The 13,461-nt window shown below is 67.6% G+C and carries 16 protein-coding genes and 1 pseudogene; 12 read left to right on the plus strand and 5 right to left on the minus strand.

Annotated elements, in window-relative coordinates; translation table 11 throughout:
• On the plus strand, window positions 1-242 hold a 242-nt coding region (locus QOI01_RS12175), incomplete at its 5' end, for a hypothetical protein (RefSeq protein ID WP_526381201.1).
• 75 nt (window positions 243-317) lie between these two features.
• On the opposite strand, the gene mutT1 is transcribed toward QOI01_RS12175, so the two are convergent.
• The 3 genes from mutT1 to cofC form a co-directional block, all read right to left on the minus strand.
• On the minus strand, window positions 318-1,244 hold the full coding sequence (gene mutT1, locus QOI01_RS12180; protein ID WP_526381203.1) for an 8-oxo-(d)GTP phosphatase MutT1: 927 nt from the start codon (window positions 1,242-1,244) through the stop codon (window positions 318-320).
• Window positions 1,245-1,372: 128 nt separating this feature from the next.
• A complete protein-coding gene (locus QOI01_RS12185) occupies window positions 1,373-3,547 on the minus strand; it encodes an RNA degradosome polyphosphate kinase (RefSeq protein ID WP_526381205.1) in 2,175 nt (724 codons plus the stop codon).
• A gap of 36 nt (window positions 3,548-3,583) precedes the next feature.
• Window positions 3,584-4,315 (minus strand): 2-phospho-L-lactate guanylyltransferase, encoded by a 732-nt coding sequence (gene cofC / locus QOI01_RS12190; protein ID WP_526381207.1) that lies wholly within the window; start codon window positions 4,313-4,315, stop codon window positions 3,584-3,586.
• A 63-nt stretch (window positions 4,316-4,378) separates the two neighbouring features.
• Here cofC and QOI01_RS12195 point away from each other — a divergent pair, with 63 nt between their 5' ends.
• The 11 genes and pseudogenes from QOI01_RS12195 to QOI01_RS12245 all read left to right on the plus strand — a co-directional run bounded on the left by QOI01_RS12195 (window position 4,379) and on the right by QOI01_RS12245 (window position 12,555).
• Entirely contained in the window at window positions 4,379-5,359 is a 981-nt protein-coding gene (locus QOI01_RS12195) for an NAD(P)H-dependent glycerol-3-phosphate dehydrogenase (RefSeq protein ID WP_526381270.1), read from the plus strand.
• A gap of 4 nt (window positions 5,360-5,363) precedes the next feature.
• On the plus strand, window positions 5,364-6,485 hold the full coding sequence (locus QOI01_RS12200; RefSeq protein ID WP_526381209.1) for a cystathionine gamma-lyase: 1,122 nt from the start codon (window positions 5,364-5,366) through the stop codon (window positions 6,483-6,485).
• A 42-nt stretch (window positions 6,486-6,527) separates the two neighbouring features.
• Window positions 6,528-7,115: pseudogene (locus QOI01_RS12205) on the plus strand (SDR family oxidoreductase); the annotation flags it as partial.
• An 80-nt stretch (window positions 7,116-7,195) separates the two neighbouring features.
• Window positions 7,196-8,323 carry a D-alanine--D-alanine ligase family protein gene (locus QOI01_RS12210; RefSeq protein WP_526381211.1) on the plus strand — a complete coding sequence of 376 codons (1,128 nt, stop codon included), beginning with the start codon at window positions 7,196-7,198 and terminating at the stop codon, window positions 8,321-8,323.
• A gap of 135 nt (window positions 8,324-8,458) precedes the next feature.
• Window positions 8,459-8,998 (plus strand): RNA polymerase sigma factor, encoded by a 540-nt coding sequence (locus QOI01_RS12215; RefSeq protein ID WP_526381272.1) that lies wholly within the window; start codon window positions 8,459-8,461, stop codon window positions 8,996-8,998.
• On the plus strand, window positions 8,995-9,714 hold the full coding sequence (locus tag QOI01_RS12220; RefSeq protein WP_526381213.1) for a Rieske (2Fe-2S) protein: 720 nt from the start codon (window positions 8,995-8,997) through the stop codon (window positions 9,712-9,714). Before QOI01_RS12215 ends, QOI01_RS12220 begins: the two co-directional genes overlap by 4 nt.
• Window positions 9,715-9,860: 146 nt before the next feature.
• Window positions 9,861-10,301: a cupredoxin domain-containing protein gene (locus tag QOI01_RS12225; RefSeq protein ID WP_526381214.1), complete on the plus strand. Its 441-nt coding sequence runs from the start codon at window positions 9,861-9,863 to the stop codon at window positions 10,299-10,301.
• Window positions 10,298-11,236, plus strand: a complete 939-nt coding sequence (locus QOI01_RS12230; RefSeq protein ID WP_526381216.1) for a metallophosphoesterase family protein — start codon at window positions 10,298-10,300, stop codon at window positions 11,234-11,236. The genes QOI01_RS12225 and QOI01_RS12230 overlap by 4 nt, the downstream gene beginning before the upstream one ends.
• Window positions 11,233-11,643 carry a hypothetical protein gene (locus QOI01_RS12235; RefSeq protein ID WP_526381218.1) on the plus strand — a complete coding sequence of 137 codons (411 nt, stop codon included), beginning with the start codon at window positions 11,233-11,235 and terminating at the stop codon, window positions 11,641-11,643. Before QOI01_RS12230 ends, QOI01_RS12235 begins: the two co-directional genes overlap by 4 nt.
• Window positions 11,644-11,799: 156 nt before the next feature.
• Window positions 11,800-12,168, plus strand: a complete 369-nt coding sequence (locus tag QOI01_RS12240; RefSeq protein ID WP_526381220.1) for a hypothetical protein — start codon at window positions 11,800-11,802, stop codon at window positions 12,166-12,168.
• 87 nt (window positions 12,169-12,255) lie between these two features.
• Window positions 12,256-12,555 (plus strand): hypothetical protein, encoded by a 300-nt coding sequence (locus QOI01_RS12245; RefSeq protein ID WP_526381222.1) that lies wholly within the window; start codon window positions 12,256-12,258, stop codon window positions 12,553-12,555.
• Window positions 12,556-12,565: 10 nt separating this feature from the next.
• On the opposite strand, the gene QOI01_RS12250 is transcribed toward QOI01_RS12245, so the two are convergent.
• Both QOI01_RS12250 and QOI01_RS12255 read right to left on the minus strand, forming a co-directional pair.
• Complete coding sequence (locus tag QOI01_RS12250; RefSeq protein ID WP_526381224.1) at window positions 12,566-13,108, minus strand: DUF3515 family protein; 543 nt, start codon at window positions 13,106-13,108, stop codon at window positions 12,566-12,568.
• Between the two features lie 10 nt (window positions 13,109-13,118).
• The gene (locus tag QOI01_RS12255; protein ID WP_526381226.1) at window positions 13,119-13,361 is read right to left on the minus strand and encodes an Lrp/AsnC family transcriptional regulator; all 243 of its coding nucleotides are present in this window, start codon (window positions 13,359-13,361) and stop codon (window positions 13,119-13,121) included.
• Window positions 13,362-13,461 lie beyond the last annotated feature (100 nt).

Here is a 13,461-nt window from a genome sequence, read left to right on the forward strand (position 1 = left end):
CCAAGAAGGCTGCGGTCAAGAAGGCCGCTCCGGCCAAGAAGGCCGCAGTCAAGAAGGCCCCAGCCAAGAAGGCTCCGGTCAAGAAGGCCGCAGTCAAGAACGCCCCGGCGAAGAAGGCGCCGGTCAAGAAGGCCGCGACCAAGGCGCCTGCCAAGAAGGTCGCCGCGACCAAGGCGCCGGCCAAGAAGGCCGCGACCAAGGCGCCTGCCAAGAAGGCCGCCACCAAGCGCGGTCGCAAGTAGCAGTAGTCACCGGATTCAACTCCGGTACAAGGCACGCCGTGGATCCACGAGATCCACGGCGTGTCTCTGTCAGAACTACCGGTCGGTCGCCAGCGGGCTGCCGATGTGGTCGGCGGCGATCAGTCGGTCACCCGCCAGGGACAGCACCCACGTGCTGCCCTTGCGGTTGCGGGACTTGTCCGGCCGCACCCCGTCGCGATCGCACCACCAGGAGATCAGGTCGGGGATCACCTTGCCCTGAGTGCAGATCACGGGTGTGCCATCGGCCCTGGCGATCTCCACGATGCGCCTTCGCGCCGCGCCGCGGCTGTCGGAGTACGCCTCCTCGGTGAGCGTCGGCTCGTCCTCGATGAGCACACCGAGCTCGTCGGCGAGCGGGCCCACCGTCTGCTGGCATCGCACTCGGGGAGCCGCGTGCACCTCGGTGGCGCCGAACGCCAAAAGCTGGCCGACCAGTGACTCCGCCTGCGCGCGGCCGTGTTTGTCCAGGGGCCGCTCGTGGTCGTCGCCCTTGTATCTGGCCTTGCTACCCGCAGTGCCGTGCCGGACCACCAGGACCGTCCCGGTGTCGGCGGGGTGTTTGACGAAGCGTCGCAGCACCTTCCGGTCGTGTGGGTACTGGAGCCGCTTCATCGCGTCCCTGGTGGACAGCCAGACCAGGTCGTCCACCTCGGAGTTGGGGGAGAACTCGCCGCCGAGCGTGCGGGCGGCCCAATAGCGGACGTGTTTCAGGCCGATCTCGATGGGATAGCTCACCGCGGCGAGCCGTCGGCCCAACTCCGAGGCGTAGCCCGTCTCCTCGAGCACTTCCCGAACGGCGGTGACCGGTTCGGTCTCGCCGGAGTCGACCTTGCCCTTCGGCAGCGACCAGTCGTCGTATCGGGGTCGGTGAACGAGCGCGACCACCGGCTCGGCGACACCGTCCGCGTCGGCGTCGCGCCACAGCACGGCGCCTGCCGCAGGTATCACCCTGGCGGCCGACGACGGGGCTTTCTTCGTCACCTCAACTCCTGCAGGTCATTCGAGGACGGGTCACCCCGGCCGTCCGGCCAGCGTCAGAAACCCGGTGACGTCACTTGCAATTGTGACGTTCCTCGTCGGGGCTCGTTCCTCACCCCGCATCGTGACCGTCACGGATGTCGGTGACGTTCCATCAGAGAGACCTGATGATCGCGCACGGTCTGGCCTTCGTGCGGCGACGCGGTCCAGTGACCATCAGGACCGAGCTCCCAGCACCGGGTGGTGGGATCCATCGCCGAGGTGAACATGTCGTTCAGTTGGTCGGTCAAGCGCGGATCCTTCACCTGTGCCATCACCTCGACGCGACGGTCGAGATTACGATGCATCATGTCGGCACTGCCTATCCAGAACTCGTCGATGGCGCGAAAGTGAATGATTCGCGAATGCTCCAGGAACCGGCCGAGAATCGACCGCACGGCGATGTTCTCGGAGAACCCCGGCGCACCGGGGCGAAGCGCACAGATCCCGCGCACCACGACCTCGACGCGCACTCCGGCCTGCGAGGCGCGGTAGAGCGCGTCGATCACCTGCTCGTCGACCAGGGCGTTGGCCTTCAGGCGGATCCTCGCGTCGGCGCCGTCCCGGTGCGCCGCGATCTCGCGTTCGATGCGTTCGACGATGCCCCTGCGGACTCCGTACGGAGCGACCAACAGGTTGCGGTAGGACACCTTGCGCGAGTAGCCCGTCAGCGAGTTGAACAGATCGGTGAGGTCGGCGCCGATGTCCGGTGACGCGGTGAGCAGTCCCACGTCCTCGTAGAGCCGCGAGGTCTTGGGGTTGTAGTTGCCGGTTCCGATGTGGCAGTAGCGCCGGATCGTCGAGCCTTCGCGTCGCACGACGAGACACGTCTTGCAATGCGTCTTGAGCCCGATCAGCCCGTACACCACGTGCACGCCCGCCTGTTCAAGGGCGCGGGCCCACTTGATGTTGGCCTGCTCGTCGAAGCGGGCCTTGATCTCGACCAGTGCGACGACCTGCTTGCCCGCCTCGGCGGCGTCGATGAGCGCGCTGACGATCGGCGAGTCACCGGAGGTCCGGTACAGAGTCTGCTTGATGGCGAGCACATTCGGATCGGCGGCCGCCTGCTCGATGAAGCGTTGCACCGTCGTCGAGAAGGAGTCGTACGGGTGGTGCACCAGGACGTCGCCGTCGCGGAGCGTCGAGAAGATGCTCTTCGGCGTCTCCCTCTCCCCGAACGCGGGAGGGGTCGCGGGTACGAACGGCGGGTCCTTCAGATCGGGGCGGTCGACGCCGTAGATCTGCCAGAGCGACGAGAGGTCGAGCAGCCCCGGCACCTCGATGACGTCGCCGGGATGCACGTCGAGCTCGCGCAGGAGGAGCTCGAGCATGTTCTCGGTCATGTCGTCGGCGACTTCCAGACGCACGGGAGATCCGAACCGGCGCCGTGCGAGTTCGCGCTCCAGCGCCTGGAGCAGATCCTCGTCGCGATCCTCCTCGACCTCGAAGTCGGCGTTGCGCGTGATCCGGAACGCGTGGTGTTCCACGATTTCCAGGCCGGGGAACAGTACGGACAGGAACGCCGCGATCAGCTCCTCCATCGGCAGGAACCGGATCGCGGCGCCACCTTCGCGCGGGCCCAACTCGACGAACCGGTCGACGTTGTCGGGCACCTTGATGCGGGCGAAGTGCTGCGTGCCGTCCTCGGGCTGCCGCACCGTGATCGCCAGGTTCAGGCTCAGGCCGCTGACGAAGGGAAACGGGTGCGCCGGATCCACCGCCAGCGGTGTGAGCACCGGGAACACCTGCTCGTGGAAGTACGTGGACAGCCGGCCACGTTCGTCGTCGTCCAGCTGAGCCCACGTCACGACGATGATGCCCTCGTCGGCCAGCGCCGGGCGCACGGCCTCCATGAAGACCTTTGCGTGCCTGCTCGAGATCTGCTGGGTCCGCTCGCCGATGCGCCGCAGTTGCTCGCGCGGCGACAGTCCGTCGGCCGAGCGCACCGAAAGTCCCATCTCGTCGCGGCGTTTGAGGCCGGCGACGCGGACCATGTAGAACTCGTCGAGGTTCGACGAGAAGATCGCGAGGAACTTGGCCCGCTCCAACAACGCGAGCGACGGATCAGCGGCCAACGCCAGCACTCTGGCGTTGAAGTCCAACCAGCTCAGTTCCCGGTTGAGATAGCGGTCGTCGGGCAGCGCTTCGGACCGGGAGGTGTCGATCGCGTCCGCGGTGGTGGCCGGCGGCGCCTCAGGCGTGCTGCCGTCCGACACCCAGTCCGTGTCTACAGGTCGAGTCTCGGCTTCGGTCACAGAGGAGATCATCCCCCATATAAGGCGGCCGCGGCTAGCTGCGGCAGATCAGCCTCCGACGTGCATGCCGCGTGCCTGCGCGATGGCAGCTCTGGTGGCAGCGCCCACGCCGAGCCGCAGCGCCATGGCGAGGTCATCGGGGGTGTCGATGTCGCACCGCAGACCGGGCCAGGCTCCGACGAGTTCCACGGCGCCCGAATCCGCGTGTCGCCGTGTCGATTCAGCGCCGAACCTCGGAACAAGAGAGGTGCCGAACGCGAACAACGCCGAGGTTCCCGTTCCGTGCCGGTCGCCGACGAAACTGCGCGGGTGACTGCGCGCCGTGGCGATGACTTCGGCGAGCTCCTCGGTTCGAAGCGCGGGCAGATCGCCTTGCAGCACACCGAGGTTTGGTGTTTCGACGCGAATGGCGGCCTCCGTGGCGGCGATCGCGTTGTTCAACGGATCGCCGTGTCCGTCCGGGGTGGGGTCGGCGAGCACGCGGGCGCCGAGTTCGCGGACGACCCTGGCAGCCACCTCATCGGGGGTGACGACGGTGATGGCCCGCACGGCCGCCACCGCGGACGCCGCCTTGATGGTGTCGACGAGCATCGCCAGCACCACGTCGCCGCGTCCGCCTGCGGCGAATGCGGGGGCGAGCCGGGTCTTGGCGGCACCCAGCCGTTTGACCGCGATGATCAGCCCGACGTCACCACGCCCCGTCGCTTCGCTCGCCCCCGCACCACGCCCCGTCGCTTCGCTCGCCCCCGAATCCGGGTCGTCGCCGCTGGTGCCGCTCATGGGTGCCATCCTGCCAGCAGCGCGGGCCAGGCTAGATTTGTTCCCGTGGTCAAGGCTGCGGTGATGGGTGCAGGCGCGTGGGGTACGGCGCTGGCGAAGGTGCTGGCCGATGCGGGCAACGACGTCACGCTGTGGTCGCGCCGCGCGGAATTGGCCGACGAGATCAACGACACCCACCGCAACGCCCGCTACATCGGTGACGTTGCGTTGCCGACGTCCATCCGCGCGACGGGGAACGCCGCAGCGGCACTTGACGGAGCGTGCACGGTGCTGCTGGCAGTGCCGTCGCAGACCTTGCGCGTCAACCTGGCGCCGTGGCGCGAGGCGATCGGCGGCGACGCCACGCTGGTGAGCGTCGCGAAGGGCATCGAGTTGAACACGCTGCTTCGGATGAGCCAGGTCATCGTTCAGGTGACGGGGGTGGACCCGTCCCGGGTCGCCGTGATCACCGGACCCAACCTGGCCAGCGAGATCCTCGACGAGCAGCCCGCAGCGACCGTCGTCGCGTGTTCGGACTCTGGTCGCGCCGTGGAACTGCAGCGCGCGTTCTCCACCAGGTACTTCCGGCCGTACACCAACTCCGATGTGGTGGGCGCCGAAATCGGCGGGGCTTGCAAGAACGTCATCGCATTGGCCAGCGGCATGGCAGCAGGAGTGGGACTCGGGGAGAACACCGCCGCGGCGATCATCACCCGAGGGCTCGCCGAGATCATGCGACTGGGAATCGCGCTGGGCGCCAAGGGCACGACGCTCGCCGGCCTGGCCGGGGTCGGTGACCTCGTCGCCACCTGCACGTCGCCGCGGTCGCGCAACCGGGCATTCGGTGAACGGCTCGGCAGGGGCGGGACCATGGAGTCCGCGCTGCGCGACGCGGGTGGGCACGTGGCAGAAGGCGTCACGTCGTGCCAGTCGGTGTTGGCGCTGGCTGAAAGTTACGACGTCGAGATGCCGCTCACCGACGCCGTCAACCGCGTCTGCCACAAGGGGCTCTCGGTCGACGAGGCAGTGGCGCTCCTTCTCGGACGCACTACGAAGCCGGAGTGACTCGATGAACGGTCAGTACGGTGACTCGACCCGTAGTGTCAAAGCTTCTGGCTCGCAACATGTTCCGGGGCAACCCGTCGCGTCGCCACCGGTCCCGGCTTCGGCGTACCACCTGTCGGCGGACGAGTCGCAGCCCCTGGACGCCTACGGCCGCAGCTCCAACCCCACCTGGCGGCAACTAGAGGCCGCGCTCGCCGATCTGGAGGGCGCCACCTCCGCACTGTCGTTCGGATCGGGCATGGCCGCCATCACCTCGGTCCTGCGCGTGCTCGCCAAACCCGGTGCCACGCTCGTCGTACCCGCGGACGGTTACTACCAGGTACGCCGCTACGCGAATGAATACCTCGCCCAACTCGGCGTCGTGGTGCGCGAGGTGCGCGCCGCCGAAATGTGTGCGGCGGCCGAGTCCGCCGACGTCGTATTCGCCGAGACGCCCGTCAACCCGACGCTGGACGTCGTCGATCTGCATCGGCTGGCGCTGATCTGCCGCGGTCGCGGTGCCACTCTCGTCGTCGACAACACGACGCCGACACCGCTTGGGCAGCAACCTCTTTCGCTCGGCGCCGACCTCGTCGTTGCGAGTGCGACCAAGGCGCTCTCCGGGCACAGCGATCTGATCGCAGGCTACGTCGCGGGCAGTCATCCCGACCTGATGGCCGCGGTCGAACGCGAGAGGCTTCTGGGCGGCGCCATCCTCGGCCCGTTCGAGGCCTGGTTGTCGCTGCGCAGTCTCGGCAGCGCGGGTCTGAGGATCGAGCGCCAATGTCACAACGCGCTGGCCATCGCCTTCATGCTTCGCGACCACCCGGCGGTGCGGTCGGTGCGCCATCCCGGCCTGCCCGACGACCCGTCGCACGAAATAGCCTGCGCGCAGATGAAGCGCTTCGGCGGCCTGGTGGCGTTCGAACTGGCCGACGCCGAAGCGGTGCACCGCCTCGTCGAGCGCAGTGCGCTGGCGGTCGCCGCCACCAGCTTCGGTGGCATCCACACGTCGATCGATCGTCGGGCACGGTGGGGTGATCCCGTCCCCGACGGGTTCGTGCGGATCTCGATGGGGATCGAGGACACCGATGACCTGATCGCAGACATCGAGTTCGCATTGGAGCACGACGCCGGTCATGGATGATGTCTCGGTCAGCGACATCACCTTCTCCGACCTGGAGACGTCGTCGTCAACACGCGTTCCGACGTCGAGCAGGCCGAGAAGGTGGCCGCGGAGGCTCGCGCGCACGGTGTGGCGGCCGCGGACGTGGCGGATCCGGTCGCGGTAGGGCGGATGTTCGCGGTGGCCGACGGACTGGGTCCGCTGCGGGTGCTGGTCAACAACGCCGCCGCGCGGACCCGGGTCCCGGTGTACGACGTGACGGCCGCCGACTGGGAGGCCGTCCGATCGGTGACCCTGGACGGCGCCATGAACTGTGTCCTGGCTGCGCTGCCGCGACTGCGCGCCGGCGGGGGCGGCATCGTCTCGATCATCGGAGGCAACGCGCTGCGCGGCGACCCCGGCAGGTTCAACGTCTCTGCCGCGAAGTACGGACTGGTCGGGCTGACCAACGCGCTCGCGGCGGCGTGTGCGGCCGACCACGTCAACGTCAACGCCGTCTCGCCGAGCAACATGAATCCCGAGCCGGGACCGGAGGCGGAAAAGGCGTCCCAGCGTCGTCGCGAAGCGGTCGCCGACGCGGTGGCCTTCCTGGTGTCGCGGGCGGGCTGCGACGTGACGGGTCAGCTGATCGAGGTCGGGGCCGCCCGGTGAGCGCGCCGACTGCTGGTGAAACCGCAGCTCGACGAGCGCTGCCATGCGGGCTCGGGCCAGGACGGTAGCCTCTCTAGGTTGTGACCGACCGCTACCAGCCCGGCCCGCCCGCCCGCACGCGCGTGGCCGTCGTCTACGGCGGCCGCAGCTCTGAGCACGCCATCTCGTGTGTTTCCGCAGGCAGCATCCTGCGCAACCTCGACCCCAATCGCTTCGAGGTGGTCGCGGTCGGCATCACGCCCGACGGTTCCTGGGTGCTCACCGACGGCCACCCCGACTCCCTTGCGATCACCGACGGCCGGCTTCCCGAGGTGACCGGGGCGTCGGGGACCGCGCTCGCACTCGCCGCGGACCCAAGCCGTCGTGGCCAACTCCTGTCGCTCGGCAAGGGAGCGGGGGACATCCTCGCCGCCGTCGACGTCGTCTTTCCCGTCCTGCACGGTCCCTACGGCGAGGATGGCACCATCCAGGGACTGCTCGAGCTCGCGGGCGTGCCGTACGTCGGTGCGGGTGTGCTGGCCAGTGCGGCAGGCATGGACAAGGAGTTCACCAAGAAGCTGCTCGCGGCCGAGGGGCTGCCCATCGGCGAGCAGGCGGTGCTGCGCGCACACGACGAGACCCTCGAACTCGACGACCGGGAGCGGCTCGGCCTTCCGGTGTTCGTCAAACCCGCCCGCGGCGGCTCGTCGATCGGCGTCAGCCGGGTCACGACGTGGGACGAGCTGGACCAGGCCATCGCCTACGCGCGCAAACACGACCCCAAGGTCATCGTGGAAGCGGCGGTGGCCGGCCGCGAACTGGAGTGCGGTGTGCTGGAGTTGCCCGACGGCAGGGTGGAGGCCAGCACTGTCGGCGAGATCCGCGTCGCCGGGGTGCGCGGCCGCGAGGACGCGTTCTACGACTTCGCCACCAAATACCTCGAGGACGCCGCCGAGCTCGACGTACCCGCCAAGATCGATGACGAGATCGCCGATGACGTAAGACAATTGGCAATCAGAGCGTTTCGCGCCATCGACTGCCAGGGTCTCGCGCGCGTCGACTTCTTCCTGACCGAGGACGGCCCGGTGATCAACGAGATCAACACGATGCCGGGGTTCACCACGATCTCGATGTATCCGCGGATGTGGGCGGCCAGTGGGGTGGACTACCCGACGCTTCTCGCGGCCATGGTCGACACGGCGGTGGCCCGGGGCACCGGCCTTCGCTGAAGGCTCGCGTTCGGCTACCTCAGCTCTTCCTGCGTATGTGCTGTCAATCGGTGGTGTAACCCCTGTCCCTATTGATAGGTGGAGCGCACGATGTAGGCGAACGGACTTCATGTGAACAGGCGGGTAAACCTCGTGGTGGTGGAGCGTGATCCCGATGCGCCGCGCGTCCTGAAGGCGGTGCCCGGCGATCGGTACCCCGACTGGGAGGCGGTCTACCAGGAAAACGTGACCTGGGTGTACCGCACGATCTTCGCGCGCGTGGGGAACCGGGCCGACGCCGAGGACCTGACGGCCGAAGTGTTTCTGGCGGCGCTGAAGCCGCTGAGGATCACGGCCTCGGTGGCGGAAGTGCGCGCGTACCTGCGGGCGACCGCGCGGACCGTGCTGGCCGCGCACTGGCGGCACACGCTCGGCCGAGAGATCACCACGATCGACGACATGGATTTGGCCGCTCCTGAAACCGAAGAGGCCATCAGTACCGCGCCCGAGCGGGTCGGTGAAGTGCTCGAGGCGCTGCCGGACAACTACCGGCGGATCCTGGAACTGCGCTTCCTGCATGGGCGTTCGATCAAGGACTCGGCAAGGGAGCTGGGTGTCAGCGTCGCGAACGCCAAGGTTCTGCAGCATCGGGCTCTACGCTTGGCAGCACAGGTCAACGGGAAGGGCGAGCGATGAACGCGCGACGATTCCGGCGCTACATCGACGACCTCGCGGCCGGTCGTCGCCCGACGTCGTTCGAACCCGACGACTTCGAGGCCGAACAGATCCGCACTGCCATCGACCTGCAGGCCGCCCGGACGGGTGCCGACGCGCCGCGCCAGGAGTTCTTGTCCGACCTGCACAGTCGCCTCGCCGCGCAGATGGGGGGCGAACAGGAGCCAGCGACGAACGTGCGGCGCCTGCCGACGGCCACCCGACGTCAGGTTGTGGTGGGGACGTCCGCGGCCGCCGCCGCCGCGATCACCGCAGTCGCCGTCGACAGGCTGGTAATCCGGGACGACAACGGTTCGACGACCGACGTGGCCGCCACCGGTGGCGAGCTGACCCCCAACGAGGGGAGTTGGCAGCCCGTTGGCAAGAGCGCGGAGATCGCCGAGGACGGCGTCATGCATCCGTTCGAGGTGGGCTCGGTCATCGGGTTCGTCCGCCGGGTCGATGGTCAGCCCGAGGCGGTGTCGGGGGTGTGCACGCACCAAGGATGCCGACTGTGGTTCGACAAACCCGATACCCGGCTGCGCTGCCCGTGCCACTCGACGTCATTCTCGCCCGAGGGGCGGGTACTGACCCACCAGCTGTCCATCTCACCGGCGCCGCTACCCAAGCTCGAGGTGCGCGAAGCCGACGGTGTCATCCAGGTGTTCGCCCCGGTCAAGCCGAGCGAACCGGCCTGATCTTGCCGATGGTGTAACCCATCCTCCTATCTCTTGGTGAGCGGTCCACAGCTGGCGGACTTGCGACCCGACCACGGAGGTGCACCTTGTCTCAACACTGTTTATCCCGTTACCAACACCGAAAGCTCGCGCTCGCAACGGTTCCCATGGCGGCAGCCGTGCTGCTGCTGGCCGGCTGCTCGGGCAGTAGTGACGGCGCGACCGCGCCGTCACTGACGTTCGCGACCGATGTCAGCGTGACGCCGGGAATGGCAGGCATGTCTTCGATGCCTGCCATGACGGCTCCGATGCCTGGCATGGGCTCGCCCGCCGACGCACCCGCGCCGGCACCGACAGGTCCAGATGCGGTGAATATCACCAACTTTGCGTTCATGCCGGTGACTCTCACCGTTCCCCTAGGCGCGACGATCACCTGGACCAACCGCGACGAGGAGCCGCACACCGTGGTTGCCAACGACGGGTCGTTCCACTCCCCGGGGATGGACACCAACGGCACCTACTCGTACACCTTCGCGAACCCGGGCTCGTTCGACTACGTGTGCTCCATTCACCCGTTCATGCACGCCACCGTGGTGGTGACCAAATGACCGAGCCACAGGGCCCGCAGGCAATGACGCGGCGCCAGTTGATGCGGCACTCGGCGTGGTTCGGTGCGGCTGTCGTGCTGACCGTCGCCGGAGGTGAGGTGATCTCCCACGTCGCAGGGTCGGCCATGTCCGGCGCGGCGCAACCGGCGCGGCCGACGTTGCGGTTCGCCCAGATCAGCGACAGCCACGTCGGTTTCAAGGGACCCGCCAACACGGACGTCACGCAGACGTTCACCGAGGCGATCAACCAGATCAACAACCTGGGTTACACCCCGGACTTCGTGATCCACACCGGTGACCTCACGCACCTGGCGACTCCCGGGCAGTTCGATCAGGTCAAGCAGATGATGACGGGTATCAATTCGCCGCACGTCTTCACCGTCCCCGGCGAGCACGACTCGATCGACGACGGCGGACAGAAGTATCTGCAGGCGTTCGGGGCGGGCACCCGCGGCGACGGCTGGTACAGCTTTGACACCGCGGGCGTGCACGTCATCGCGCTGGTGAACACACTGAACCTGAAGAAGCTCGGTCACCTCGGCGTCGATCAGCTCGCCTTCATCGAGAAGGACGTCGCACCGTTGTCGAGTGACACCCCGATCGTGGTGTTCAGCCACATACCGCTGTTCGCGATGTATCCGGACTGGGGCTGGGGGACCGACGACGCGACCCAGGCGTTGAGCTACCTGCGTCGGTTCTCATCAGTGACGTGCCTGAACGGTCATGTGCATCAGCTGTTTACGAAGACCGAGGGGAACATCACCTTCCACAGCGGAACCACCACCGCATATCCGCTGCCGCACCCGGGTGATGGTCCAGCTCCGAAGCCGTTGACCCTGCCCGCCGGGAAGCTGCACGAGGCGCTGGGCATCCGCGAGGTCACCTATGCCAAGGGCAACGACGCCCTGGCCTTGAAGGAACAGGCCCTGCGATGAGCACCCTCACTAGAAGTCTTCCGTTCGCCGCGCTCGCCTTGCGAGCCGGTATCAGCCTGACCTTGGCCACCAGCGGGCTCATCCACGCCGAGCTATACGCACACGGTTACCGCTACGTGCCGGTCATCGGGCCCGGGTTCCTCGCGCAGGCGAGTGTCTTCGTGGCGCTGGCGATCCTGATCGCGGTGGGCGGACCGCGATGGCTGCAGGGCCTCGCGCTTGCAGGCGCGCTCGGTTCCCTGGCGGCGTTCGCGGCGTCCCGTACCGTCGGATTGTTCGGCTTCACCGAACACGGCTGGCAGCCTGCTCCTCAGGCCATCGTGAGCGTGATCGCCGAAGTATTCACCGTCGCCCTCTGCGCCACGGCACTATCCGGGGCGCGTAGCGGGGCCGCTGGCCGCATCTGACCAACCCTTCGACGGCTCAGGCCAACGACCATTCCCGGTCGTTGGCCTGAGCCATTTCGGTACGCAGTTCAGGGAGTCGTGTAACCCCTCCTCCTATTCATTAGTGAGGCGATTACAACAACGCCGATTCATAAACAATGGAGATCGAGGAGAATCATGAATTTCCCAACGGCATTGACATTTGTCGCGGGCATCGGCATTGCGGGGGCGATCGCCCTTGGCGTGGCACCAATGGCATCCGCGGCTGCCGCCAACCCCGTCGGCGGCGCGGACCCATACGTTCCGACCGGCACGAACCCGATGGTGCCCTACGGGCCGGATGCGGCACAGATATACGGCGACAACCCCTTTGGAGCGCACGGCGCCGACCCTGCGCAGGTGTACGGACGCGGCGCGAGCAATCCCGAGGCCCCCGGCCGGTTCGTGGCGGTCGGACCCGACCCGTCGACTCCCTACGGCGCCAATCCGTTCGTTCCGTTCGGCCCGAATCCCTTCATTCCGTATGGAACGCAGTCGCAGCAATAACCCACGGCATCGTCATTCGACGCCGTTGATGTGAAGGCCCATCAATCCATGAACAACCAAATTCCATTTACGAGAAAGAGTAGAACCATGAAGAAATTCGTCCGCACCACTGCCATTGCGGCCGGGATCATCGCCACCGCGATGGGATCCGCCGGCCTGGCCTCCGCAGCCTCCACCGCCCCGGTGAACGCCGCAACGGTCATCCAGAATCTGCAGGCCAACGGCGATCGGGTCATTCTGAACAAGGTTGGCGCCGAGCCGCTGTCGCAGTGCCACGTCACCTCCGTCCGGCGGGGCCAGCCGATCACCGTGACGGTGCCTGCCGGTGGCGGCGACACAGTGCAGAAGGTGCTGTACACACCGGTCTACGTGGACGTCGCGCCCTGATCCGACGTGGCTAACGGACGGGCCCGGGGTTGACCGGGGTCGCGGGCATGGCTTGGGCGACGGCCCGCGAGAGCAGCTGGATCGGCGTCGGTCCCGACCCGTCGGGCAGCGTCAGTGCCACGTAGACCGGTCTGCCGACCGTCACCCAGGTGGTGCGGCCGTCTCCGGGGATTCGGAACCACTCCACCTCGTCGACGACCTGCAGCGGTGAGCTCGTGACGAAGTCGTCCGGGCGATCCAGCCCGCAGCGCAGGATGACCGGGTCGGCGCCGGGTTGGGCCTGCCATGCAGCGGCGCCCGCGGGCACGGGTTCGGCCGCCTGTGCCCGGTGGTAGTCGCCCATCACGTCGGGAAGCACGGACATCAGCGCTCTGCAGGCTTCGCCGTCGGCGTTGGGGGCGGGCGCGGCGGCGATGGCCACGGGCCGCGGAGCGGGCTTCGCCTCCCTGGTGGCCGCGACCACCAGTACGGCGATGATCGCACCCACCGCGACGACGATCGCCGCGATCAACGCGGCGCGCGGGGGCCCGTCGCGTTCGTCGTCGTCGGTCACCCCGGCAACTCTAGGTGCGCACTCCGTCGGCGATCGGACAGGTCAGGGTGCGGGTGATGCCGATGACCTGCTGGATGCTCGGAACGACGACGGATTGCAGATGCGCATCCGTGTCGGCCCGGACGCGGACCACCACGTCATAGGGTCCCGTCACGTATTCCGACGACGACACTCCCGGCAGCGCCGACAATTGCTTGGCGACGACTTCGGCGCGGCCTACTTCGGTCTGAATCAGCATGAATGCCTCAACCACCCGCGCTGACCTCCGTCCCGGCTGCATAGACTCCACGCCGCAGGGACCAAACGTACCGCAGGTCGCGCAGCTGTTCAGGGCACGCAACCGGCGATCCGAT

The sequence above is a fragment of the Mycobacterium sp. genome, from assembly GCF_032162605.1.
In the GTDB taxonomy this organism is placed as follows: domain Bacteria; phylum Actinomycetota; class Actinomycetes; order Mycobacteriales; family Mycobacteriaceae; genus Mycobacterium.